Source organism: Halomonas koreensis (genome assembly GCF_031451675.1).
Taxonomy (GTDB): Bacteria; Pseudomonadota; Gammaproteobacteria; order Pseudomonadales; family Halomonadaceae; genus Halomonas; species Halomonas koreensis.
The window spans coordinates 18170-41630 of record NZ_JARWAK010000004.1; the positions used below are offsets into that span (position 1 = coordinate 18170).

Here is a 23461-nt window from a genome sequence, read left to right on the forward strand (position 1 = left end):
GAGCCATGAAAGATGGCAGAATGATGAAATAAAGTAACCCACTGTATTTAAAGTGATTTCACAAAGATGGCACAGCCCCTGCTATAGTCAGGGCAAGAAAAACAACGCCGGCTGTCACCCGCGGCCAACAACAACAACAGGACCCTCGCGCGGTGACCGGCCCGAGCCGAACAACAACAACAGCTCAGGGCCACAGCGACTCGACGCCATGCCGACAACAAGAACAGCAGCGGCGGCCCCAGCACGAGTCCTCCGAGGCAACAACAACAATTCGCTCGGAGTCCGGAATCAGGACGCGACGCACCCACACCGGCCACCAACAACAACAAGGGCCGTCGGAGGTGCACCCCCGTCAACAACAACAAGACGTCGGGGGGAGGCAATCATCAAGCCGTCGTGGTTGGATTATTGTTTTGAATACGAGACGGTCGCGCTCAGGAACGTCAACAAGGACAACAACATAGCTTGCCTGAAACCTCCTTGGCGACTGTGGTGCGTATTCAAGGCGATGCGCCATCACGAAGAAGAATCAGCAGCAGGGATGCTGCATCCTGCTTACGGGGGAGGCCACTGGCCTCCCCCTCTTGCGTTTCGGGCACCGGCCGAATGGGCCCCACGGGGCGCCGAAGGCCGCATGCCAGAACCCCCCATGCTTTGCAAGGTGTCGGGTGTTCGCTACACTCAACGCCTTTCGAATCCCCGCGAGTCGACAACGCCGCATGATCAAAGGTTTTACCCGCTTTCTGCAGAGCCCGGGCGAGCACCTCCGGTCCCTGTTCGGTCCTCAGGACGCGTCGGGCGGCCATCCCGAGCCGCGCATCATCCCCCGCCAGGAGCACCCGGTGTCGCGTCAGCACTTCAGTGACGCCGCGCTCAAGGTGCTCTACCGGCTGCACAACGCCGGCCACGAGGCCTTCCTGGTCGGAGGCTGCATCCGCGACTCCCTGCTCGGCCGCATGCCCAAGGACTTCGACGTGGCCACCGACGCCACCCCGGAGCAGGTGCGGGAGCTGTTTCGCAACTCGCGGATCATCGGCCGGCGCTTCCGCATCGTCCACGTGCGCTTCGGCCGCGAGGTGATCGAGGTCACCACCTTCCGCGGCAAGCCCGGCGACGACCACGCCGATCACGTCGCCCAGCAGTCCGACGACGGCATGCTGCTGCGCGACAACGTCTGGGGCAGCCTCGAGGAGGACGCCCTGCGCCGCGACTTCACGATCAACGCCCTCTACTACAACATCGCCGACTTCTCGATCCACGACTTCGCCGACGGCGTGCGCGATATCGAGTCGCGCACCCTGCGCCTGATCGGCGATCCGGCGACCCGCTACCGCGAGGATCCGGTGCGCATGCTGCGCGCGGTGCGCTTCGCCGCCAAGCTCGACTTCCATCTCGACCCGGCCACCGAGGCCCCCGTCGCCGAGCTGGCGCCGCAGCTGCTGCAGGTGCCGCCGGCCCGGCTGTTCGACGAGGTGCTCAAGCTGTTCATGGCCGGCCACGGCGTCGAGACCTTCCGCCTGCTGCGCGACTACGGCCTGTTCGCCATGCTGTTCCCCGAGGCCGACGAGGCCATGGCCGAGCTGCCCTGGGCGGAGGCGCTGGTCGAGCGGGCCCTGGCCAGCACCGACCGGCGCATCCACGAGGAACGCCCGGTGACCCCGGCCTTCCTGTTCGCCGCCCTGCTCTGGGGGCCGGTCAGCCTGCGCCAGCGCGCCCTGGAGGCCGAGGGCATGCCGTCCATCCCGGCCCTGCAGGCCGCCTCGCAGCAGGTCATCTCCCGGCAGCTCCAGCATGTCGCCATCCCCAAGCGCTTCAGCCTGCCGATGCGCGACATCTGGGACCTCCAGCAGCGCCTGATGCAGCGGCGCGGCAAGCGGGCCTTCCAGACCCGCGAACACCCGCGCTTCCGGGCCGCCTACGACTTCCTGCTGGTCCGCGAGGCGGCCGGCGAGCTCGAGCCGGGCCTGGGCGACTGGTGGACCGCCTTCCAGGATGCCGACGAGCACGAGCAGCGCCGCCTGCTGAGCAAGGTCGGCGCCGACCCGGCCGGCAGCGGCCCCCCGCGCAAGCGTCGCCGGCGCCGCCGGCGCAAGCCCCGGCGCCCCGCCGAGGACTCATGAGCCGGCGGTATCGCGCCTGGATCGGCCTGGGCAGCAACCTGGACGGGCCCCACGAGCATGTCGAGCGCGCCCTGGCCGAGCTCGACGCCCTGCCGCTGACCCGCCGGCGCCAGGCCTCGCCGCGCTATGCCAGCCGCCCCGTCGGCCCCGCCGACCAGCCCGACTTCGTCAATGCGGTGGCCGAGCTGGAGACCGCCCTCTCGCCGCTGGCCCTGCTCGACCAGCTGCAGGCCCTGGAGCAGCGCCACGGCCGCGTCCGGGCGCGCCGCTGGGGGCCGCGCACCCTGGACCTGGACCTGCTGCTGCACGACGACCGCCAGCTGGCGACGCCGCGCCTGGTGCTGCCGCACCCGGAGATGACGCGCCGCGCCTTCGTGATGATCCCGCTGGCCGAGCTGGCCCCCGAGCTGCGCCTGCCCGACGGTCGGCCGGTCACCCGGGTGGCGGCGCGGCTGGAGGCCGATGGCCTGCGCCAGGTGTTACCCGACGCCTGACCGGTGACGGTCGAGTGTTACCTATCGACACTTCCACCCGGTTCGGGTAACAATTGCGGGTTACACCTGGGCACGGCGGGAGCCGGCCGCCCGATGACCATACGAGAGCACGCCATGAAACCTGTCACCCTGAGCACGCTCCAGGCCTTCAAGCGCGCCGGTGAGACCTTCAGCTGCCTGACCGCCTACGATGCCACCTTCGCCCGCACCGCCAGCGACGCCGGCGTGGAGGTCCTGCTGGTCGGCGACTCCCTGGGCATGGTCCTGCAGGGGCATGCCAGCACCCTGCCGGTGACCCTGGACGACGTCTGCTATCACACCCGCTGCGTGGCCCGCGGCAAGGGCGAGAGCCTGCTGATGGTGGACCTGCCCTTCATGAGCAATGCCACCACCGAGCGACTGCTCGAGGACGCCAGCGCCCTGATGCGCGCCGGCGCCGAGCTGGTCAAGGTGGAGGGCGAGGCCTGGATGGCCGACGGCATCCGCGAGCTGACCCGCCGCGGCGTGCCGGTCTGCGCCCACCTGGGCCTGACGCCCCAGACCGTCTACCAGCTGGGCGGCTACAAGGTGCAGGGCCGCGACGCCGACCAGGCCGGTCGCATCCTCGAGGATGCCCGCACCCTGGTCGAGGCCGGCGCCTCGGTGATCCTGCTCGAGTGCGTGCCGGCGAGCCTCGGCCGCGCCGTGGCCGAGGCCCTGGAGGTGCCGGTGATCGGCATCGGCGCCGGCCCCGACACCGACGGCCAGATCCTGGTGATGCACGACGTGCTCGGCGTCACCGCCGGGCGCAAGCCGCGCTTCGTGAAGGACTTCATGGCCGAGGCCGGCGATATCCGCGGCGCCTTCCGCCGCTACCACGAGGACGTCAAGGCGCGGCGCTTCCCCGCCGAGGAGCACTGTTTCTGATGCAGACCCTGGACGCGATCCCCGCCCTGCGCGAGGCCCTGGCGGCCCACCGCCGGGCGGGCCGGACCATCGGCCTGGTGCCCACCATGGGCAACCTCCACGACGGCCACCTGGCGCTGGTCGCCGAGGCCCGCCGCCGGGCCGACGTGGTGGTCGCCACCATCTTCGTCAACCCCATGCAGTTCGGGCCCGACGAGGACCTGGACGCCTATCCGCGCACCCTGGCCGAGGACCGCGCACGCCTGGAGGCGGCCGGCTGCGACCTGCTGTTCGCGCCGGACCCGGCCACCATCTACCCGCGCGGCCTCGACGCCCAGACCCGGGTCAGCGTGCCCGAGGTCTCCGAGGGGCTGTGCGGCGCCTCGCGGCCGGGGCACTTCGACGGCGTGGCGACCGTGGTGACCATGCTCTTCCACCTGGTGCAGCCCGACCTGGCCTGCTTCGGCGAGAAGGATTACCAGCAGCTGGCGGTGATCCGTCGCCTGGTCGCCGACCTGCACCTGCCGATCGAGATCGTCGGGGTGCCCATCGTCCGCGACGCCGACGGCCTGGCGCTGTCGTCGCGCAACGGCTACCTGGACGCCGACCAGCGCGCCCGGGCGCCGGCGCTGCATGCCACCCTGCGCGTGCTGCGCGAGGCTCTCCAGGCCGGCGAGCCCGTCGCGGCCACCCTGGAGACCGGCCGCGCGCGCCTGCGCGAGGCGGGCTTCGCCCCCGACTACCTGGAACTGCGTGCCGCCGACCTGGGCCCGGTCGGCGAGACCACGCGCGACGCCGTGCTGCTTGCCGCGGCGCGCCTGGGCCCGACCCGACTGATCGACAACCTGTCGCTGACCCTCCCCCGCTGAGGGCCCGGCCAACGCCACCAGAGGACCTGCCTCCATGCTGACCACCATGCTCAAGGCCAAGCTGCACATGGCCCGCGTCACCCACGCCGTGCTGAACTACGAGGGCTCCTGCGCCATCGACGGCGAGCTGCTCGACATGTCCGGCATCCGCGACAACGAGCAGATCCAGATCTACAACGTCGAGAACGGCCAGCGCTTCACCACCTATGCCATCCGCGCCGAGGAAGGCTCCCGGGTGATCTCGGTCAACGGCGCCGCCGCTCACCTGGCCAGCGAAGGCCAGCGGGTGATCATCTGCAGCTACGCCCAGTACTCGGAGGCCGAGCTCGAGACCCACGAGCCGGCCCTGGTCTACCTGCAGGAAGGCAACGCGGTCAGCCACACCAGCAACGCCATCCCCGTCCAGCTCGCCTGACCCCCGCCGGGGCGCCCGGCCCCGGCCTCCGTCGTGACGGGCGGCTCGCCTATACTGAAGTTCCGGACATTTCCCCGTCGCGGGGATTGCCGCAGCGCACAAAACTCCCCTATGCTGAGCGGACGCCCGTCCGCGAACTTCAGGAGACTTCCTCATGCAAGAAGTGGTGATCGTCGCCGCCCGCCGTACCGCCGTGGGGGCCTTCGGCGGCTCCCTGGCCGGCATTCCCGCCAGCGACCTGGGAGCCCGGGTCATCCAGGACGTCCTCGCGCAGACGGGCGTCGCCCCGGACCAGGTCGACGAGGTCCTGCTGGGGCAAGTGCTGACCGCCGGCACCGGCCAGAACCCCGCCCGCCAGGCGGCCATCAAGGCCGGCCTGCCCGAGGCGGTGCCCGCCATGACCATCAACAAGGTCTGCGGCTCCGGCCTCAAGGCCCTGCACCTGGCCACCCAGGCGATCCGCTGCGGCGACGCCGAGCTGATCCTGGCCGGCGGCCAGGAGAACATGTCGCTGGCCCCGCACCTGCTGCCCAACTCGCGCACCGGCCAGCGGATGGGCGACTGGAAGGCCATCGACTCCATGGTCCACGACGGCCTCTGGGATGCCTTCAACGACTATCACATGGGCATCACCGCGGAGAACCTCGCCGAGAAGTACGGCATCACCCGCGAGGCGATGGACGCCTTCGCCGCGGCCTCCCAGCAGAAGGCCACTGCCGCCATCCGCGAGGGCAAGTTCAAGGGTCAGATCGTCCCGGTGGAGATTCCTCAGCGCAAGGGCGACCCGGTGGTCTTCGACACCGACGAGAACCCCCGCGAGACCACCGCCGAGAAGCTCGGCGGCATGCGCCCGGCGTTCAAGAAGGACGGCGCCGTCACCGCCGGCAACGCTTCCTCGATCAACGACGGCGCCGCCGTGGTGATGATCTGCTCCGCCGAGAAGGCCGAGGCCCTGGGCCTGGAGCCCCTGGCCCGCATCAAGGCCTACGCCAATGCCGGCGTCGACCCGTCGATCATGGGCATCGGCCCGGCGCCGGCCACCCGCCGTTGCCTGGAGCGGGCCGGCTGGAGCCTGGACGACCTGGAACTGATCGAGGCCAACGAGGCCTTCGCCGCCCAGGCGCTGTCGGTCAACAAGGAGCTCGGCTGGGACGCCGACCGGATCAACGTCAACGGCGGCGCCATCGCGCTGGGCCATCCGATCGGCGCCTCCGGCTGCCGCATCCTGGTGACCCTGGTCCACGAGATGATCGCCCGGGACGCCAGGAAGGGCCTGGCGACCCTGTGCATCGGCGGCGGTCAGGGGGTGGCGCTGGCCATCGAGCGCTAGTCGCTGGCCAGGGCGCCTGCGCTCGTCGACGTCGCAGGATTGTCCCGAGCGCTTAATGCGAAAGCCCCCGCCGAGCGGGGGCTTTCGCGTTTCTGACGCGGCGCGGGGTCAGGTCGGCGGCCCCACCACCCGCGCAGGAGTGCGCGCCACCAGCCAGGCCGCGGCGACGAAGGCCAGCCCGGCGCCCAGCAGGGCGCCGCTCAGGCTGACCGCGTCGACCACCCGGCCGCCGAGCAGCGCCCCCAGCCCGATCGACAGGTTGAAGACGAAGGCCATCAGCGCCGTGGCCGCCTCGGTGTGGGTCGCGGTGCGCAGGATCCAGCTCTGCACGCTCACCGAGATCGCCCCGAACACCGCCCCCCAGATCACCAGCAGGGTCACGCCCAGCGACGCCGTCGTGCCCAGCCAGGGGAAGCCGAGCACCACCAGGGCGAGCAGCACGGGAATCGCCAGCACCGCCCGGTAGGGATGGCGCCCGGCGATCCGGCCGGCCACCAGGTTGCCGACCATGCCGGCCGCGCCGTAGAGCAGCAGCAGGCTGCCGATGCGGGACAGCGGAATGCCCGAGATCTCCTGCAGCACCGGGCTGATGAAGGTGTAGGCCATGAAGTGGCCGATCACGATCAGGGCGGTGGCGAACACCGCCACCCGCACGCCGCGATTCCCCAGCTGCCGGGCCAGGCCGCCGAGCCGCATCGGCCGATGCGCCGGGAGTCGCGGCAGCCAGCACCACAGCGCGACCGCGGTGAGCAGGCTCAGCCCGCCCAGGCTGCCCAGCGCGACGCGCCAGTGGCTGAACTCGCCGAGCCAGGTGCCGAGCGGCACGCCCAGCACGGCGGCGGCGGCGACGCCGCCGAAGATCACCGTCATCGCCCGGGGCACGCTGGCCTCGTCGACCAGGCGCGGCGCCAGGCCGCCGGCGATGGCCCAGAAGCCGCCGATGCACACCCCCACCAGCATGCGGGCCGCGAGCAGGGTGAGGAAGCTCCCGGCCAGGGCCGAGCCCAGGCTGGCCAGGGTCATTAGGCCCATCAGGCCGGCCAGCAGGGCGCGGCGATCGAACCGGCCGACGGCGATCGGCAGCAGTGGCGCGGCGAAGGCCGCGACCACCCCGGGCACGGTGACCATCAGGCCGGCCATCCCCGGGGTGACGCCCAGCTCGCCCGCCACCTGGGACAGCAGCCCGATGGGCAGCTGCTCGGCGGTGACCAGCAGGAAGATCCCCGCCATCACCGCCACCACGGCCCACCAGGGCCGCGCGCTCGTCGCGTCCCGGGCCGGCGTCTGACTGACGTCCATACTGTCTCCTTGGATCAAGCGCTCCCGCAAACGACGCCGCCCCCGCAGCGGGCTGCGGGGGCGGCGTCGGAAGCCTCGGCTGCGATCAGATCTCGGTCTCGGCTTCCTCGGCCTCGAAGGCGGCCTTCTCTTCAGGGGTGATCTCCTTGATGGTGAGCTTCACCCGGTTGCGGTTGTCGATGTCGAGCACCTTGACCACCGCCTCGTCGCCCTCGTTGAGGTAGTCCCGCACGTCGTTGACGCGCTCGGGCACGATCTGGGAGATGTGCACCAGGCCGTCGGTGCCGGGCATGATGTTGACGAAGGCGCCGAAGTCGGCGATGCGCACCACCTTGCCGCGATACAGCTTGCCGATCTCGGGCTCGGCGGTGATCGCCAGCACGGTGTCGATGGCCGCCTTGGCCGCCGACTTCTCCTCGGCGTAGATGCGCACGGTGCCGTCGTCGTCCAGGTCGATGGAGGCGCCGGTGTCCTCGCAGATCTTGCGGATGGTGGCGCCCCCCTTGCCGATGACGTCGCGGATCTTCTCCGGATCGATCTTGATGGTGGCCATGGAGGGCGCGTTCTCGGAGACCTCGGCACGGCTCTGGCCGATCACCGCGTTCATCTGCTCGAGGATGTGCTGGCGGGCCTGGTGGGCCTGCTGCAGCGCCTGCTCCATGATCTCCTCGTCGATGCCCTCGATCTTGATGTCCATCTGCAGGGCGGTGACGCCGGCGGCCGAGCCGGCGACCTTGAAGTCCATGTCGCCCAGATGGTCCTCGTCGCCGAGGATATCGGTCAGCACCGCGAAGCCGTCATCGTCCTTGACCAGGCCCATGGCGATGCCGGCCACCGGGGCCTTCATCGGCACGCCCGCGTCCATCAGGGCCAGCGAGGAGCCGCACACCGAGGCCATGGAGCTGGAGCCGTTGGACTCGGTGATCTCGGAGACCACGCGGATGGTGTAGGGGAAGTCGTCCTCGTTGGGCAGCATGGCCTGGACGCCGCGCCGGGCCAGGCGGCCGTGGCCGATCTCGCGACGCTTGGGCCCGCCCATGAAGCCGGCCTCGCCCACGCTGTAGGGCGGGAAGTTGTAGTGCAGCAGGAAGCGATCCTTGCGCTCGCCCTCCAGCGACTCGATGAGCTGGGCGTCGCGCAGGGTGCCCAGGGTCGCCACCACCACGGCCTGGGTCTCGCCGCGGGTGAAGATCGCCGAGCCGTGGGTCTTGGGCAGGCCGCCGACCTCGATGTCCAGGGGGCGCACGGTCTTGTGGTCGCGGCCGTCGATGCGCGGCTCGCCCTTGATCACCCGGGAGCGCACCACGCGCTTCTCGAGCCCGGCGAAGGCGCCCTTGACCTCGTCGGCGTCGAACTGGCCGTCGGCCTCGCCGGCCAGCTGCGCCACGGCCTCGTCCTTGAGCGCGGACAGCGCGTCCTGGCGCTGCATCTTGTCGGTGATCCGATAGGCCTCGCCGACCCTGGCCTCGAAGCCCTGGGCCACGGCCTCCTTGAGGGCGGTGTTCTCGGCGGCCGGCTGCCAGTCCCAGCGCGGCTTGCCGGCCTCGGCGGCCAGCTCGTTGATCGCGGCGATGGCGGCCTGCATCTCCTGGTGGCCGTAGAGCACGGCGCCCAGCATCTCGTCCTCGAGCAGCTCGTTGGCCTCGGACTCGACCATCAGCACGGCCTTCTCGGTGCCGGCGACCACCATGTCGAGCTCGGAGCCGGTGAGCTCCTCGACGGTGGGATTGAGGAAGTAGCCCTTGTCCTCGGTGAAGCCGACCCGGGCGGCGCCGATGGGCCCGTTGAAGGGCACGCCGGAGATCGCCAGGGCGGCGGAGGTGCCGAGCATGGCGGCGATGTCCGGGTCATGGTTGCGGTCGGTGGACAGCACCGTGCAGATCACCTGGACCTCGTTCATGAAGCCCTTGGGGAACAGCGGACGGATCGGCCGGTCGATCAGCCGTGAGGTGAGGGTCTCCTTCTCGGTGGGGCGCCCCTCGCGCTTGAAGAAGCCGCCGGGAATCTTGCCGACCGCGTAGGTCTTCTCCTGGTAGTGGACGGACAGCGGGAAGAACGGCTGATCGGGCCGCGCCTCCTTCTTGGCCACCACGGTGCACAGCACCACGGTGTCGTCCATGGTGACCATCACGGCACCGGTGGCCTGGCGGGCGATGCGCCCGGTTTCCAGGGTGACGGTGCTGCGACCGTATTCAAACGTTTTCTTGACCGGGTTCACGGCGACTTCCTTCAACTTTTCGTTTCATGTTCGGGTCGTTTCGACTCGGCGACCATTTTAGGGGTTGACGCCCGGAAGGGCCACCGATTGAGCGCCTTGCCGCCCACAAACGCAAAACGGGCAGCCCCGAGGGGCTGCCCGTTTCGCATCGTGCTGGACGCCGTCGCTTAACGACGGAGACCCAGGCGCTGGATCAGCGACTGATAGCGCTCGAAGTCCTTGCGCTTCAGGTAGTCCAGCAGCTTGCGGCGCTGGTTGACCATGCGGATCAGGCCACGACGGGAGTGGTGATCCTGCTTGTTGGTCTTGAAGTGATCCTGCAGGCCGTCGATGTTGGCGGTCAGCAGGGCCACCTGCACCTCGGGGGAACCGGTGTCGTTCTCGCCACGGCCGTATTCGTTGACGATCTCGGCCTTCTGTTCAGCGGTCAGTGCCATCTGTCTCTCCAGTAAGCAATATGCCTGAATGATGAATGGGTGAGACCACGCATATTTGCAGTCTCGGACGTCTCTCCCTCTAGGCGGCCGCCGTGTTCAGCAGCCGCTTCGGCGCCACCTCCTGTGGCCCCGTCACCGTGCCGAGCCCGAGGAAGGCCTCGTCACGATAGAGTCGCACGATCGCGTCTGCGGCCAGCCCGCCGACATCGACGCGAGCGGCCTGGCCGTGGCACAGCCGCCGCGCGGCCGCGTCGTCCACGGCCAGGGCCGGCAGATGCGCCACCAGCACGTCCACCGGCAGCAGCACCGCCTCCCGGGCCGCCTGGTCGGGCAGCGCCTCCAGCTGCTCCGGCGCCCGCATGCCCTCGGCATCCCGGAAGGGACCGGAGGCGAGCCGCCGCAGGGCGCTGATGTGGGCGCCGCATCCCAGCGCCTCGCCGATGTCCTCGGCCAGGGTGCGGATGTAGGTGCCCTTGCTGACGCGCACCTCCAACTCGAAGGCGGTGCCCTCGAACGAGAGAAGGCGCGCATCATACACCCTCACGCGGCGCGCTGCACGCTCGACGCTCTTGCCCTCGCGGGCCAGCTCGTAGAGCTTGCGCCCCTGGTGCTTGAGCGCCGAATGCATCGGCGGCACCTGCTCGATCTCGCCGGTGAAGCGCTCCAGCACGTCGCGCAGGTCGGCCTCGGTGAGGCCCGGCACCGCGCGGCGCTCGACCACCTCGCCCTCGGCGTCGCCGGAGTCGGTGATGACGCCGAGCTCGACCCGGGTGCGGTAGGTCTTGTCGGCCTCCAGCAGGAAGGCGGAGAACTTGGTGGCCTCGCCGAAGCACACCGGCAGCAGGCCGGTGGCCATCGGGTCCAGGGTGCCGGTGTGGCCGGCCTTCTGCGCCTGGAACAGGCGCCGCGCCCGCTGCAGGGCATGGTTGCTGGACGCGCCCCGAGGCTTGTCCAGCAGCAGCACGCCGTCGACCGGCAGGCCTCGACGCCGCCTCGCCATCAGTCGCGCTCTCCCTCGCCGCGCTCGCCGTGATCGTCCTCGGCCTCGTCGCCGTGGCGGTCGCGATCGCTCGCCACCGCCTCGTCGATCAGCGAGGACAGCCGCTGGCCGCGCACCACGCTCTCGTCGTAGTGGAAGCGCAGCTCCGGCACGTGACGCAGCTTGACGCGCCGGGCGATCTGGCCGCGCAGGAAGCCGGCGGCGCGCTTGAGCACCGCCAGGTTCTCCTTGACGCGCTCGGGGTCCTGCTCGCCGAGCAGGGTCACGTGGACGTCGGCGTAGCCGAGGTCACGGCTGACCGAGACCCCGCTGACGGTGACCATGCCCAGCCGCGGATCCTTGATCTCGCGCTGGATGAGCACCGCCAGCTCCTTCTGGAGCTGGTCGGCTACCCGGTCGGTACGCTGGAATTCGCGCATGCTCGGTTCCTCGCGGTCAGAGGGTCCGCTCGACCTTGACCTGGTCGAAGACCTCGATCTTGTCGCCGACCTGGACGTCGTTGTAGTTCTTCACGCCGATGCCGCACTCCATGCCGTTGCGCACGTCGTTGACGTCGTCCTTGTAGCGGCGCAGGGACTCGAGCTCGCCCTCGTAGATGACCACGTTCTCGCGGAGCACGCGGATCTTCTTGTGGCGATAGACGGTCCCCTCGACCACCATGCAGCCGGCCACGGCGCCGATCTTGGGCGCGCGGAAGACGTCGCGGACCTCGGCCACGCCGACGATCTCTTCCTTCCACTCCGGCTCGAGCATGCCGCTCATGGCCTGCTTGACCTCGTCGATGAGCTGGTAGATGACGCTGTAGTAGCGCAGCTCCAGGCCCTCGCGCTCGATGATCTCGCGGGCCGCGGCATCGGCACGCACGTTGAAGCCGATGACGATCGCCTCGGAGGCCAGCGCCAGGTTGGCGTCGGTGCCGGTGATGCCGCCCACGCCGGAGGACACCACGGAGACCTGCACCTCGTCGGTGGACAGCTCCTCGAGGGCGCCCTTGATGGCCTCCAGGGAACCCTGGACGTCGGCCTTGAGGACGATGTTGAGCTTGGCGGCCTCTTCCTGGCCCATCTGGGAGAACATGTTCTCCAGCTTGGCCTTCTGCTGGCGGGCCAGGCGCACCTCGCGGTACTTGCCCTGACGGAAGTTGGCGACCTCGCGGGCCTTCTTCTCGTCGTCGAGGACCATGAAGTCGTCACCCGCCTCGGGGGTGCCGTCCAGGCCCTGGATCTCCACCGGCATGGCGGGACCGGCCTCGTCGACCTGCTTGCCCAGCTCGTTGGTCAGGGCGCGCACGCGGCCGTAGTGCAGGCCGGCGAGCACGATGTCGCCCTTCTGCAGGGTGCCGTTCTGGACCAGCACGGTGGCCACCGGACCGCGGCCCTTGTCCAGGCGCGACTCGACGACCACGCCCTTGCCGGGCGCCTCGGGCACGGCCTTGAGCTCGAGCACCTCGGAGACCAGCTGGATGGACTCGAGCAGGTTCTCGATGCCGTCGCCGGACTTGGCGGAGACGTGCACGAACTGGGTGTCGCCGCCCCACTCCTCGGAGATCACGCCGTGCTGGGACAGCTCGTTCTTGACCCGGTCCGGGTCGGCGCCCTGCTTGTCGATCTTGTTGACCGCCACCACCATCGGCACCTCGGCGGCCTTGGAGTGCTCGATGGCCTCGATGGTCTGGGGCATGACGCCGTCGTCGGCGGCCACCACCAGCACCACCACGTCGGTGGCCTTGGCGCCGCGGGCGCGCATGGCGGTGAAGGCCGCGTGGCCCGGGGTGTCGAGGAAGGTCACGCCGCCGTGATCGTCCTCGACGTGGTAGGCGCCGATGTGCTGGGTGATGCCGCCGGCCTCGCCGGTGGCCACCTTGGCCCGGCGGATGTAGTCGAGCAGCGAGGTCTTGCCGTGGTCGACGTGGCCCATGACGGTCACCACCGGCGAGCGGGTGATCTCCTCGCCCTCGTAGGAGATGCCCTCGAGGACCTCGGTCTCCAGCGCATCGTCCTTGACCAGCTTGGGCTTGTGGCCCATCTCCTCGACCACGATGGCCGCGGTGTCCTGGTCGATGGTCTGGTTGATGGTCACCGCCGCGCCCATGGTGAACATGGTCTTGATGACTTCGTTGGCCTTGATCGACATCTTGTCGGCCAGGTCGGCGACGCTGATGGACTCGGGGATCGAGACCTCACGGACGATCGGCTGGGTCGGCTTCTGGAAGCCGTGCTTGCCGCCGCCCTGGCCGCCTCGCCGGCCGCCGCGGCGCTCGGCACGCTTGGCCTTCTTGCCGCCGCGACGCCGCTCCTCGCGCTCGCCACGATCCTCGTCGCGGTCGTGGCGCCCCTTCTTGCCGCTCTTCTTGGCAGGCGCGCTACGCCGGTCGGGGCGACCCTCCTTGGGCGGCGCCGGGGCCTCCTCGGGAGCGGGGGCGGCGGTCTCGAGTTCCGGCACCGGAATCTCGGGCTCGGCCTGGGCGGCCTCCGCCTTGGCCTTCTCCTCGGCCTCGCGAGCGGCCTGCTCCTCGGCGCGGCGCTTGGCCTCCTCGGCCTCGCGCTTGGCCTCGGCCTCGGCCATGTCGCCGACCAGCTGGCGCGGCCCGTGATCCTGGGCCTGGGGCTCCTCGGCGGGCTTCTCTTCCTCGCGCTTGACGTAGGTGCGCTTCTTGCGGACCTGCACCTCGATGCTCTTGCCCCGCTCGCCGGTCTTGATGCGGCTGCGCGTCTTGCGCGTCAGGGTGATGCGATTCTTGGGCGCGGCCTTCTCGGCGCTGCCGCCGTGACTCTTGGTGAGATAGTCGAGCAGCTGGCGCTTGTCCTCCTCGGACACGGCGTCGCCCTCGGACTTGTGCTCGAGCCCGGCCTCTTTCATCTGTTCCAGCAGGCGGGGCACATCGCGCCCCACCTTCGCTGCAAAATCCTTAACGGTCATTTCTGACATTACGACCCTCCTCAGCCCGTGACCCGTTTACTGTTCGCTCTCGAACCAGGGCGCACGGGCAGTCATGATCAGTGCCGCGGCGCGCTCCTCGTCCAGCCCCTCGATGTCCGTCAGATCGTCGACGGACTGCTCGGCGAGGTCCTCCATGGTCTTGATACCCCGGCTGGCCAGGATGAAGGCCAGGTGACGCTCCATGCCGTCCATTTCCAGCAGGTCGTCGGCCGGCTGAGCCTCGTCGAGCTCCTCCTCGGAGGCGATGGCCAGGTTCAACAGCTCGTCCTTGGCGCGAGCGCGCAGCTCCTCGATGAGCTCTTCGTCGAACTCCTCGATCTCCAGCATCTCCTCCACCGGGACATAGGCGACCTCCTCCAGGGAGGTGAAGCCTTCCTCGACCAACAGGCGCGCCACGTCCTCGTCGATGTCCAGGTGCTGGATGAAGTGCTCGACCAGGCTGTCGATCTCCTGATCGCGCTTGGCCTCGGCCTCGGCCTCGGTCATGACGTTGAGACGCCAGCCGGTGAGCTCGGAGGCCAGGCGCACGTTCTGGCCGCTACGGCCGATGGCCTGGGCCAGGTTGTCCTCGGCGACCGCCACGTCCATGGCATGGGCGTCCTCGTCGACGAGGATGGAGGCGACATCCGCCGGTGCCATGGCGTTAATCACCAGCTGGGCGGGGTTGTCGTCCCACAGCACGATGTCCACCCGCTCGTTCTGCAGCTCGGTGGACACCGCCTGGACCCGCGAGCCACGCATGCCCACGCAGGCGCCCACCGGGTCGATGCGGCGGTCGTTGGTCTTGACCGCGATCTTGGCCCGCGAGCCCGGGTCCCGGGCCGCGCCCTTGATCTCGATGAGCTGCTCGGCGATCTCCGGCACCTCGATGCTGAACAGTTCGATGATCAGCTCCGGGCAGGTCCGCGACAGGATCAGCTGGGCGCCGCGAGCCTCGGGATCGACCTTGACCAGCAGCGCGCGCACGCGCTCGTTCATGCGATAGCGCTCGCCGGGAATCATCTCGCTGCGCGGCAGGAAGGCCTCGGCGTTCTCGCCGAGATCGATGATCAGGCCATCGCGGGTCGTCTTCTTGACGACGCCGGCGACCAGCTCGCCCTCGCGGTCCGCATAGAGGCGCACCACCTCGGCGCGCTCGGCCTCGCGGACCTTCTGCACGATGACCTGCTTGGCGGTCTGGGCGGCGATCCGGCCGAAGGCGGCGTTCTCGATCTGCTCCTCGACCACGTCGCCCAGGCCCAGCGGCGGATCGCGCCGCTCGGCGAAGGACAGCTTGATCTGGGCGTCGGGCCCGTCGAAGTCGTCGTCCTCGACGACCTCCCAGCGGCGGAAGGTCTCGTAGTCACCGGTGCGGCGGTCGATGTGCACCCGCACGCTGGCTTCCTCGTCCTCGAAGCGCTTGCGGGACGCGCTGGCCAGCGCCGCCTCGACGGCCTCGAAGATCACCTCGCGGGGGACCCCCTTCTCGTTGGAGATCGCATCGACGACCGCCAGAATCTCTTTACTCATGCCTTAGCCTCGCCAGAAAACCCGTCCTTGTGCACCGACCTCAGTCATCGAACTGCGGCACGATCCGCGCCTGGTCGATGCTCTCGATGGGAAAGCAATATTCCTCGTCGTCGAGCCGCACCAGCACCTCGTCACCCTCGACGCCGGCCAGCAGCCCCTGAAACTTGCGCCGCCCGTCGAAGGGCACGCGCAGCTTCACCTTCACATGGTGACCGGCGAAGCGTGCAAACTGCTCGAGGGTGAACAAGGGGCGGTCCATGCCCGGGGAGGACACTTCCAGCCGGTACTCGCCGGCGATGGGATCCTCGACATCGAACACCGCACTGACCTGGCGGCTGATATCGGCGCAATCGTCCACGCTCACCCCGTCCGGGTGATCGATGTAGACCACCAGGCGGGAGTGCTTGCCCTGGGACAGGTAGTCGATGCCCCACAGTTCGAACCCCATGGCCGAGACCACCGGTTCGATCAGCGCGTGCAGCGCAGCATCCTTGGTTGCCACGGAAGAAAGCTCCTACAGCCGTTGCATCAGGCACCTGGCCGGGAGTGAACAGGAAAGTCAGGTGGCTGATTGGCGTTGCCCGGGACAGCGCCGACGGCCTCGGCCGCGGGCTGACCGCTAACAAAAAGCCCCTTCACAGGAAGGGGCTTTTACAAGAAACCTGTAACCACTTCATACGGCCTGGCATGCCCCGTATGCGTACCTGCATGCCTGCCAGGAAGATGGTAGCGGGGACCGGATTTGAACCGATGACCTTCGGGTTATGAGCCCGACGAGCTACCAGACTGCTCCACCCCGCATCAATCTAGGTCGGTGATTGTATGCCGGCCGACCTCTCGTCGTCAAGCCAGGCTTCACCGCTTCGCCAATCCTGCAATGAAGGCGCGATGCTCGGCGAACGCTCCGCCGCACCGGCTTCAGGATGGTGCCGAAGGCGGGACTTGAACCCGCACGGCCGTAAGGCCACTACCCCCTCAAGATAGCGTGTCTACCAATTCCACCACTTCGGCATCAGGGGAGGCCGGATCCGCGACTCACTCGCCGTCGCTTTCCTCCAGCACTGGCGCAGTATTATCCATAGCCTGCCCCTCGCCGTCAAGGGACGGCACGGAATTCTGCTGCTGGTCGATCAGCTCGGCATCGGGGATGCCTGCTTCCTCCGGCGCCTCGCCGGCCTGGGAGGCGAAATAGGCCAGGGTCAGGGAGGTGGCGAAGAAGGCCGCGGCCAGCACGGCGGTGGCCCGGGACAGGAAATTGCCGCTGCCCTGGGAGCCGAACACGGTCTGGGAGGCGCCGCCGCCGAAGGAGGCGCCGGCATCGGCACCCTTGCCCTGCTGCAGCAGGATCAGGGCGACCAGGGCGATGGCGATCGCCACGTGGATCATGAGAATGGCAACTTGCATGGAATCAACCTGCTGACTGGCAAATGGCTAGGAAATCGTCGACCTTCAGGGAGGCACCGCCCACCAGGCCGCCGTCGATGTCCGGCTGAGCGAGCAGCTCGGCCGCGTTGTCGGCCTTCATGCTGCCGCCGTAGAGAAGGCGCATGCCCTCGGCGAGCGCCGCATCGTAGCGGCGCAACCGCGCCCGGAGGGCGCCGTGCACCGCCTGGGCCTGCTCCGGAGTGGCGGTGCGCCCGGTGCCGATGGCCCACACCGGCTCGTAGGCGATCACCAGGCGGGCACGCTCCCCGGGCGAAAGGGCGTCGAACACCGCCTCGAGCTGGCCGAGCACCACCGCCTCGGTGCGCCCGGCGTCGCGCTCCTCGAGGGTCTCGCCCAGGCACAGCACCGGGGTGAGGCCGACGCCCAGGGCGGCGCGCACGCGCGCCAGCACGGCGGCGTCATCCTCGCCGAACAGGGTGCGGCGCTCGGAGTGGCCCACCAGCACCTGGCTGGCACCGCAGTCGCGGAGCATCTCGCCGCTGACCTCACCGGTGAAGGCGCCGGCGGGCCGGTCGCTGAGCGTCTGGGCGCCGAGCGCCACCGGCGTGCCGGCGAAGGCGCGACCGGCGGCCTCGAGGAAGGGGAAGGGCACCATCAGCGCCACCTCCACCCCCGCGGGCAGGGCGGCTTCCTCGAAGGCGCGACCGAACGCCTCGACCAGGTCGCGGGACCCGTTCATCTTCCAGTTGCCGGCGATCAGCGGCGTAGGCATGCAGCTTCCCTCTTTCAAGGTGGAGCGAAATGGTATAGGAGCGGCCCTGTCAAGACAACCAGCCTGCCGGCGTCAGGACAACAGCCCCTGGACGTCGTCGGCCAGGCGCCGGGCCAGGCCGTCGACGTCCAGGTGGGGCCGGCCCTCGACCATCACCCGGATCAGCGGCTCGGTGCCCGAGGGCCGCAGCAGCACCCGCCCCTGGTCGCCGAGCTCGGCCTCGACCGCGGCCACCGCGGACTTGAGCGCCGGCGCCTCCATCAGCGTCCTGGCATCGGCCCCGGGCGTCAGGCGCACGTTGACCAGCGACTGCGGGGCCTTCTCCAGCCCCGCGAGCAGCCTCCCGAGGGAGGTGTCCTCGCGCACCATGATCGACAGCACCTGCAGGGCGGAGACGATGCCGTCGCCGGTGGTCTGGACGTGGCCGCAGACGATATGTCCCGAGGCCTCGCCGCCGAGCTGCCAGCCATGGGCCGCCAGGCGCTCCATCACGTAGCGGTCGCCGACCTTGGCGCGCTCGAAGGGGATCCCCAGGGTCTGCAGCGCCGTGGCCAGGCCGAAGTTGCTCATCAGGGTGCCGACCACGCCGCCGCCGAGGTCGCCCCGGCCATGGCGATCCCGGGCGATCAGGTAGAGGATATCGTCACCGTCGATCTCGCGGCCGTCGGCGTCCACCATCAGCACCCGGTCGCCGTCGCCGTCGAAGGCCACGCCCAGATCGGCACCCTGCTGGATGACCGCGGCGCGCAGCGCGGCCGGCTGGGTGGAGCCGACCTCGTGGTTGATGTTCAGGCCGTCCGGCGCGCCGCCGATCACCTCGACCTCGGCGCCGAGCTCGCGGAAGACGTTGGGGGCGATGTGGTAGGTGGCGCCATGGGCGCAGTCGACCACCATCCGCAGGCCGTGCAGGTCGACCCGGTCGGGGATGGTCGACTTGCAGAACTCGATGTAGCGCCCCGCGGCATCGTCCACCCGCCGCGCCTTGCCCAGGGCGGCGGGCGCCACGGTGGTCAGCGGCTCGTCGAGCATGGCCTCGATGCGCTCCTCGACGCCGTCGTCGAGCTTGGTGCCCTCGGCGGAGAAGAACTTGATGCCGTTGTCGGCGAACGGATTGTGCGACGCCGAGATGACGATGCCGGCATCGGCGCGGAAGGTGCGGGTCAGGTAGGCGATGCCCGGGGTGGGCATGGGGCCGAGCAGGATGACGTCGACGCCGGCGGCGGACAGGCCGGCCTCCAGGGCCGACTCGAACATGTAGCCGGAGATGCGCGTATCCTTGCCGATCAACACCCGCGCCCGACCGCTGTCTCGGGCCAGCACCCGGCCGGTGGCCCAGCCCAGCTTGAGCATGAAGTCCGCCGTGATCGGGGCCTCGCCCACGGTCCCGCGGATGCCGTCGGTGCCGAAGTATCGTCTAGTCATTCTCGTTTCCTTCCTCGAGCACGGCCCAGGTCATGTTCACCGCATCCACGTGGGGGCCCACATCGTGGACGCGCAGGATCCGCGCGCCGCGCTCCACGGCCAGGGCGGACAGCGCCAGGCCGCCGGGCAGGCGCTCCTCCACCGGCCGCCCCAGCACCTTGCCGATCATGCTCTTGCGCGACATGCCCACCAGCAGCGGCAGGCCCAGGCGCTCGAGGTGGTCGAGGCGACGGAGCAGGCGCAAGTTGTGCTCGACGGTCTTGGCGAAGCCGAAGCCGGGATCGAGCAGCAGCCGTTCGCGGCGCAGCCCGGCCGCCTCGCAGGCCGCCACCCGCGCCTCGAGGAAGTCGGCCACCGCCTCCTCCACCGGAGCGTCGTAGCGGGGCGCATCCTGCATGTCGCCGGGCTCGCCGAGCATGTGCATCAGGCACACCGGCAACCCGCTGGCGGCGGCGGCGCGCAGGGCGCCCTCGCGGCGCAGGTTGCGCACGTCGTTGAGCATGCCCGCCCCCCTGAGCGAGGCCTCGCGCATCACCTCCGGGGTGCTGGTGTCCACCGACACCAGGGCATCCAGTTCGCGCACCAGGGCCTCGACCACCGGCCCCACCCGATCGAGCTCCTGCTGGACCGGCACCGGCTCGGCGCCGGGCCGGGTCGACTCGCCGCCCACGTCGATGATGGCGGCGCCCTCGGCGAGCATCTGCTCGGCACGCCTCAGGGCATCGTCCAGGGCCACGTGGCGGCCGCCGTCGGAGAAGGAATCGGGGGTGACGTTGAGGATCCCCATGACGCGGGGAAACGACAGGTCCAGCCGGTGTCGGCCGCACTGCAGGGAGGTCGGGGCGCTGGGGTGCATCTTCATCCTGGCATCGATCGGGAATGGCGGGGGCCGGGCGGCCCCTCCACGGCGGAGGCGCCCCGCGGGGCGCCTCAGGGGGACGGCTCAGCTGCCGGCGGGACCGCCGAGGGGGTCGGAGGGCCGGCGGGTGGGCGCCTCGTCGTCACCGTCGTTGTCGGCCGCATCGGAGGACGGCGAGGCCTCGGGTGACTCGGTCACCGGCGAGCCGCTGCCGGGGCCGCCCTCGCCCCAGTCCTTGGGCGGCCGCGGGGTGCGGCCATCCATGATGTCCTTGAGCTGGTCGGCATCGATGGTCTCGTACTGCACCAGCGCCTCGGCCATGGCATCCAGCTTGTCGCGGTTGTCCTCGAGGATCTGCTTGGCCTGGGCATAGCACTCGTCGATGATCCGGCGCACCTCGTGATCAAGCTTGGTGGTGGTCTCGCCGGACTTGAGCTTGCCGCCCTGGCCGCCAGCGCCGAGGAACTGGTGGGACTCGTCCTCGTCGTACATGATCGGCCCCATCTCCTCGGACAGGCCCCACTTGGCGACCATGTTATGGGCCAGCTCGGTGGCGCGCTTGATGTCGTTGGAGGCCCCGGTGGTCACCCCGTTCGGGCCCAGGGTCATCTCCTCGGCGATGCGGCCGCCGAACAACGAACAGATCTGGCTGATGATCTGCTGGCGGGACAGGCTGTAGCGATCCTCCTCGGGGAGGAACATGGTCACGCCCAGCGCCCGGCCGCGTGGGATGATCGTCACCTTGTAGACCGGGTCGTGCTCGGGCATCACCAGGCCGATGATGGCGTGGCCGGACTCGTGGTAGGCGGTGTTGAGCTTGTCCTTCTCGGTCATGACCATGGAGCGGCGCTCCGCGCCCATCATGATCTTGTCCTTGGCCATCTCCAGCTCGTCCATGCCCACCAGCCGCTTGTTGCCACGCGCGGCGAACAGCGCGGCCTCGTTGACCAGGTTGGCCAGGTCGGCGCCGGAGAAGCCCGGGGTCCCGCGGGCGATGAAGGAGGGCTTGACGTCGTCGGCCAGCGGCACCTTGCGCAGGTGGACGTTGAGGATGTGCTCGCGGCCGCGGATGTCCGGCAGCGGCACGGTCACCTGGCGGTCGAAGCGGCCGGGGCGCAGCAGCGCCGGGTCCAGCACGTCCGGGCGGTTGGTGGCGGCGATGACGATGATGCCCTCGTTGGCCTCGAAGCCGTCCATCTCCACCAGCAGCTGGTTGAGGGTCTGTTCGCGCTCGTCGTTGCCGCCGCCCATGCCGGCCCCGCGGGAGCGGCCCACGGCGTCGATCTCGTCGATGAAGATGATGCAGGGCGCCTGCTTCTTGGCCTGCTCGAACATGTCGCGCACCCGCGAGGCGCCGACGCCCACGAACATCTCGACGAAGTCGGAGCCGGAGATCGAGAAGAAGGGCACCTTGGCCTCGCCGGCGATCGACTTGGCGAGCAGCGTCTTGCCGGTGCCGGGCGGGCCCACCATCAGCACGCCGCGGGGGATGGTGCCGCCCAGGCGCTGGAACTTGGTGGGATCGCGCAGGAAGTCGACCAGCTCCTCGACCTCCTCCTTGGCCTCGTCGCAGCCGGCCACGTCGGCGAAGGTGGTCTTGATCTGGTCCTGGGAGAGCAGCTTGGCCTTGGACTTGCCGAAGCTCATCGGGCCGCCCTTGCCGGCCCCGCCGCCCTGCATCTGGCGCATGAAGAACATGAAGATGGCCAGGATCAGCAGGATCGGGAAGCTGGCGATCAGCAGCCGCGTCCACAGGCTCTGCTCCTCCGGCTTCTTGCCCACCACGGTGACGTCGTGGGCGAGCAGGTCATCCATCAGCTTGGGGTCTTCCGCCGCCGGCCGGATGGTCTGGAACTGCGAGCCGTCGGCGCGCTCACCGCTGATGGTGTAGCCGTCGATGGTCACGCTCTTGACCTGCTCGTTCTGCACCTGCTGGACGAACTGGGAGTAGTTCATCGTCTGCGGGGTGTTCTCGACGCTGAAGTTGTTGAACACCGTCAGCAGCACCGCCGCGATGACCAACCACAGAATCAGGTTCTTCGCCATGTCGTTCAAGGGACTACCCTCATTGCAAGAATCTGTCGGCCGAACATGCCTGGCCCTTCGACACTACCCTAGCAGGGCATGTTCAGCCAGCCAGCGGGCGAACCCCGGCCGGCGCCTGTCCTCACTGTGACACAGACGCCTCGCCGTGTCCGGCCATCGCTTCGTTAGCCTGTCGCTATCGGTCACCGGGCGATCAGCCGCGGAACCCTTCCGCCAGCAGGTAGACCTCCCGGGAGCGCGCCCGGGAAGCCTCCGGCTTGCGGGTCACCACCCGCTTGAAGCTGCCGCGCAGCTCCTTCAGGTAGGCATCGAAACCTTCGCCCTGGAACACCTTGGCCAGGAAGGTGCCGCCGGGGGACAGGGTCTGGCGCGCCAGGTCCAGGGCCAGCTCCACCAGGTACATGGCCTGGGGCTGGTCGATGGCGGCCATGCCACTCATGTTGGGGGCCATGTCCGACATCACAAGGTCCACGGGGCGATCGCCGAGGCGCGCCAGGATCTCGTCCAGCACCTGCTCCTCCGTGAAGTCGCCCTGCACGAAATCGACCCCGGCCAGGGCGTCCATCTCGAGGATGTCGGAGGCGATCACCATGCCCCGGTCGCCGACACGCTCCGCGGCCACCTGGCTCCAGCCGCCCGGGGCGGCGCCGAGGTCGATCACCGTCATGCCCGGACGCAGCAGCCTGTCCTTCTCGTCCAGGGCCAGCAGCTTGTAGCTGGCGCGGCTGCGGTAGCCGTCCTGCCAGCTCTGCTGCACGTAGCGATCGTCGAAATGCTCCTTCATCCAGCCGGCACTGCTCTTGCTGGTACCGCGCCGCTGCTTGGCGCTCCTGGAGCGGGAATCGGGGGGAGGTGCCACGGCATCACCTGCATCGCGTTACGGGTAAGACAGGCGGTCGAGCGGGTTGGAACAACCTGGGGTGGAGTGCTGACCTGCGATCCGGCATGTCGGGGCCCGGTGAAGCCGGCCGCGCTTTCGCCGCGAGGCGATTCACCGTACCATGTGCGCTGCGCGCCAACCGGGAAGAAGCACGATACCATGAGCTTGTCACAGGCACAAAAGAAAGCATTTCGCAGCATCGGCCACCATCTCGACCCCGTGGTCACGGTCTCCGAGAACGGCCTCTCCGAGGGGGTGCTCGCCGAACTCGACCGGGCCCTGGCCGACCACGAGCTGGTCAAGGTCAAGCTGGCCCTGCCCGAGCGCGAGGACCGCGCCGCCATGCTCGAGGAGCTGGTCGCCGAGAGCGGCGCCGAGCTGGTGCAGAAGATCGGCAAGGTCGCCCTCTTCTACCGCCACAACCCCCGCGCCAACCCGAAGCTGTCCAACATCAGGCGCTTCGAGGAGCATCACGGCCGCCGCTGAGCTGGCGCTCAGAGCTGTAAGCCATAAGCTTTAAGCCGTAAGAAAACACCCCCGAGGCAGAACCTCGGGGGTGTTTCGGTTTGACTTACAGCTT

General features: G+C 69.3%; 21 protein-coding genes and 2 tRNA genes. 7 read left to right on the forward strand and 16 right to left on the reverse strand.

What is annotated here, in order from left to right; translation table 11 throughout:
• The first annotated feature begins 719 nt into the window (after window positions 1-719).
• The 6 genes from pcnB to QC818_RS05975 all read left to right on the forward strand — a co-directional run bounded on the left by pcnB (window position 720) and on the right by QC818_RS05975 (window position 6113).
• Entirely contained in the window at window positions 720-2120 is a 1401-nt protein-coding gene (gene pcnB / locus QC818_RS05950) for a polynucleotide adenylyltransferase PcnB (RefSeq protein ID WP_309651928.1), read from the forward strand.
• Complete coding sequence (folK, locus tag QC818_RS05955) at window positions 2117-2614, forward strand: 2-amino-4-hydroxy-6-hydroxymethyldihydropteridine diphosphokinase (protein ID WP_309651929.1); 498 nt, start codon at window positions 2117-2119, stop codon at window positions 2612-2614. The genes pcnB and folK overlap by 4 nt, the downstream gene beginning before the upstream one ends.
• Before the next feature lie 114 nt (window positions 2615-2728).
• A complete protein-coding gene (gene panB / locus QC818_RS05960; RefSeq protein ID WP_309651930.1) occupies window positions 2729-3520 on the forward strand; it encodes a 3-methyl-2-oxobutanoate hydroxymethyltransferase in 792 nt (263 codons plus the stop codon).
• Complete coding sequence (gene panC / locus QC818_RS05965) at window positions 3520-4368, forward strand: pantoate--beta-alanine ligase (RefSeq protein WP_309651931.1); 849 nt, start codon at window positions 3520-3522, stop codon at window positions 4366-4368. The genes panB and panC overlap by 1 nt, the downstream gene beginning before the upstream one ends.
• Window positions 4369-4402: 34 nt before the next feature.
• Window positions 4403-4783, forward strand: coding sequence for an aspartate 1-decarboxylase (panD, locus tag QC818_RS05970; protein WP_309651932.1), 381 nt, complete (start codon window positions 4403-4405; stop codon window positions 4781-4783).
• A gap of 154 nt (window positions 4784-4937) precedes the next feature.
• Complete coding sequence (locus tag QC818_RS05975; protein ID WP_309651933.1) at window positions 4938-6113, forward strand: acetyl-CoA C-acetyltransferase; 1176 nt, start codon at window positions 4938-4940, stop codon at window positions 6111-6113.
• Between the two features lie 108 nt (window positions 6114-6221).
• Here the strand turns inward: QC818_RS05975 and QC818_RS05980 are convergent, their stop codons facing one another.
• The 16 genes from QC818_RS05980 to rlmE form a co-directional block, all read right to left on the reverse strand.
• Window positions 6222-7412 carry an MFS transporter gene (locus QC818_RS05980; protein WP_309651934.1) on the reverse strand — a complete coding sequence of 397 codons (1191 nt, stop codon included), beginning with the start codon at window positions 7410-7412 and terminating at the stop codon, window positions 6222-6224.
• Between the two features lie 85 nt (window positions 7413-7497).
• Window positions 7498-9630 (reverse strand): polyribonucleotide nucleotidyltransferase, encoded by a 2133-nt coding sequence (pnp, locus tag QC818_RS05985; RefSeq protein ID WP_309651935.1) that lies wholly within the window; start codon window positions 9628-9630, stop codon window positions 7498-7500.
• 167 nt (window positions 9631-9797) lie between these two features.
• Window positions 9798-10067 (reverse strand): 30S ribosomal protein S15, encoded by a 270-nt coding sequence (rpsO, locus tag QC818_RS05990; RefSeq protein WP_183388870.1) that lies wholly within the window; start codon window positions 10065-10067, stop codon window positions 9798-9800.
• A gap of 79 nt (window positions 10068-10146) precedes the next feature.
• Window positions 10147-11067, reverse strand: coding sequence for a tRNA pseudouridine(55) synthase TruB (gene truB, locus QC818_RS05995; RefSeq protein WP_309651936.1), 921 nt, complete (start codon window positions 11065-11067; stop codon window positions 10147-10149).
• The gene (gene rbfA / locus QC818_RS06000; protein ID WP_309651937.1) at window positions 11067-11486 is read right to left on the reverse strand and encodes a 30S ribosome-binding factor RbfA; all 420 of its coding nucleotides are present in this window, start codon (window positions 11484-11486) and stop codon (window positions 11067-11069) included. The genes truB and rbfA overlap by 1 nt, the downstream gene beginning before the upstream one ends.
• A gap of 16 nt (window positions 11487-11502) precedes the next feature.
• Window positions 11503-13995: a translation initiation factor IF-2 gene (gene infB / locus QC818_RS06005; protein WP_309651938.1), complete on the reverse strand. Its 2493-nt coding sequence runs from the start codon at window positions 13993-13995 to the stop codon at window positions 11503-11505.
• 27 nt (window positions 13996-14022) lie between these two features.
• A complete protein-coding gene (nusA, locus tag QC818_RS06010) occupies window positions 14023-15516 on the reverse strand; it encodes a transcription termination factor NusA (protein ID WP_309651939.1) in 1494 nt (497 codons plus the stop codon).
• 40 nt (window positions 15517-15556) lie between these two features.
• Complete coding sequence (gene rimP / locus QC818_RS06015; RefSeq protein ID WP_309651940.1) at window positions 15557-16018, reverse strand: ribosome maturation factor RimP; 462 nt, start codon at window positions 16016-16018, stop codon at window positions 15557-15559.
• A gap of 222 nt (window positions 16019-16240) precedes the next feature.
• A tRNA-Met gene (locus QC818_RS06020) sits at window positions 16241-16317 on the reverse strand.
• Window positions 16318-16440: 123 nt separating this feature from the next.
• Window positions 16441-16527, reverse strand: a tRNA-Leu gene (locus tag QC818_RS06025).
• Between the two features lie 24 nt (window positions 16528-16551).
• Window positions 16552-16920, reverse strand: a complete 369-nt coding sequence (gene secG / locus QC818_RS06030) for a preprotein translocase subunit SecG (protein ID WP_309651941.1) — start codon at window positions 16918-16920, stop codon at window positions 16552-16554.
• A gap of 4 nt (window positions 16921-16924) precedes the next feature.
• The gene (tpiA, locus tag QC818_RS06035; protein ID WP_309651942.1) at window positions 16925-17674 is read right to left on the reverse strand and encodes a triose-phosphate isomerase; all 750 of its coding nucleotides are present in this window, start codon (window positions 17672-17674) and stop codon (window positions 16925-16927) included.
• Between the two features lie 72 nt (window positions 17675-17746).
• Complete coding sequence (gene glmM / locus QC818_RS06040; RefSeq protein WP_309651943.1) at window positions 17747-19096, reverse strand: phosphoglucosamine mutase; 1350 nt, start codon at window positions 19094-19096, stop codon at window positions 17747-17749.
• Window positions 19089-19958 carry a dihydropteroate synthase gene (folP, locus tag QC818_RS06045; protein WP_309651944.1) on the reverse strand — a complete coding sequence of 290 codons (870 nt, stop codon included), beginning with the start codon at window positions 19956-19958 and terminating at the stop codon, window positions 19089-19091. The genes glmM and folP overlap by 8 nt, the downstream gene beginning before the upstream one ends.
• Before the next feature lie 81 nt (window positions 19959-20039).
• Complete coding sequence (gene ftsH / locus QC818_RS06050) at window positions 20040-22010, reverse strand: ATP-dependent zinc metalloprotease FtsH (RefSeq protein ID WP_309651945.1); 1971 nt, start codon at window positions 22008-22010, stop codon at window positions 20040-20042.
• Window positions 22011-22194: 184 nt separating this feature from the next.
• Window positions 22195-22860, reverse strand: coding sequence for a 23S rRNA (uridine(2552)-2'-O)-methyltransferase RlmE (rlmE, locus tag QC818_RS06055; protein WP_309651946.1), 666 nt, complete (start codon window positions 22858-22860; stop codon window positions 22195-22197).
• Window positions 22861-23040: 180 nt separating this feature from the next.
• Here rlmE and yhbY point away from each other — a divergent pair, with 180 nt between their 5' ends.
• Complete coding sequence (gene yhbY, locus QC818_RS06060) at window positions 23041-23367, forward strand: ribosome assembly RNA-binding protein YhbY (protein ID WP_309651947.1); 327 nt, start codon at window positions 23041-23043, stop codon at window positions 23365-23367.
• Window positions 23368-23461 lie beyond the last annotated feature (94 nt).

Coding starts and splice junctions, on each gene's coding strand:
- pcnB (WP_309651928.1), top strand. CDS start 720: ATGATCAAAGGTTTTACCCGCTTTCTGCAGAGCCCGGGCGAGCACCTC.
- folK (WP_309651929.1), top strand. CDS start 2,117: ATGAGCCGGCGGTATCGCGCCTGGATCGGCCTGGGCAGCAACCTGGAC.
- panB (WP_309651930.1), top strand. CDS start 2,729: ATGAAACCTGTCACCCTGAGCACGCTCCAGGCCTTCAAGCGCGCCGGT.
- panC (WP_309651931.1), top strand. CDS start 3,520: ATGCAGACCCTGGACGCGATCCCCGCCCTGCGCGAGGCCCTGGCGGCC.
- panD (WP_309651932.1), top strand. CDS start 4,403: ATGCTGACCACCATGCTCAAGGCCAAGCTGCACATGGCCCGCGTCACC.
- QC818_RS05975 (WP_309651933.1), top strand. CDS start 4,938: ATGCAAGAAGTGGTGATCGTCGCCGCCCGCCGTACCGCCGTGGGGGCC.
- QC818_RS05980 (WP_309651934.1), bottom strand. CDS start 7,412: ATGGACGTCAGTCAGACGCCGGCCCGGGACGCGACGAGCGCGCGGCCC.
- rpsO (WP_183388870.1), bottom strand. CDS start 10,067: ATGGCACTGACCGCTGAACAGAAGGCCGAGATCGTCAACGAATACGGC.
- truB (WP_309651936.1), bottom strand. CDS start 11,067: ATGGCGAGGCGGCGTCGAGGCCTGCCGGTCGACGGCGTGCTGCTGCTG.
- rbfA (WP_309651937.1), bottom strand. CDS start 11,486: ATGCGCGAATTCCAGCGTACCGACCGGGTAGCCGACCAGCTCCAGAAG.
- infB (WP_309651938.1), bottom strand. CDS start 13,995: ATGTCAGAAATGACCGTTAAGGATTTTGCAGCGAAGGTGGGGCGCGAT.
- nusA (WP_309651939.1), bottom strand. CDS start 15,516: ATGAGTAAAGAGATTCTGGCGGTCGTCGATGCGATCTCCAACGAGAAG.
- secG (WP_309651941.1), bottom strand. CDS start 16,920: ATGCAAGTTGCCATTCTCATGATCCACGTGGCGATCGCCATCGCCCTG.
- tpiA (WP_309651942.1), bottom strand. CDS start 17,674: ATGCCTACGCCGCTGATCGCCGGCAACTGGAAGATGAACGGGTCCCGC.
- glmM (WP_309651943.1), bottom strand. CDS start 19,096: ATGACTAGACGATACTTCGGCACCGACGGCATCCGCGGGACCGTGGGC.
- folP (WP_309651944.1), bottom strand. CDS start 19,958: ATGAAGATGCACCCCAGCGCCCCGACCTCCCTGCAGTGCGGCCGACAC.
- yhbY (WP_309651947.1), top strand. CDS start 23,041: ATGAGCTTGTCACAGGCACAAAAGAAAGCATTTCGCAGCATCGGCCAC.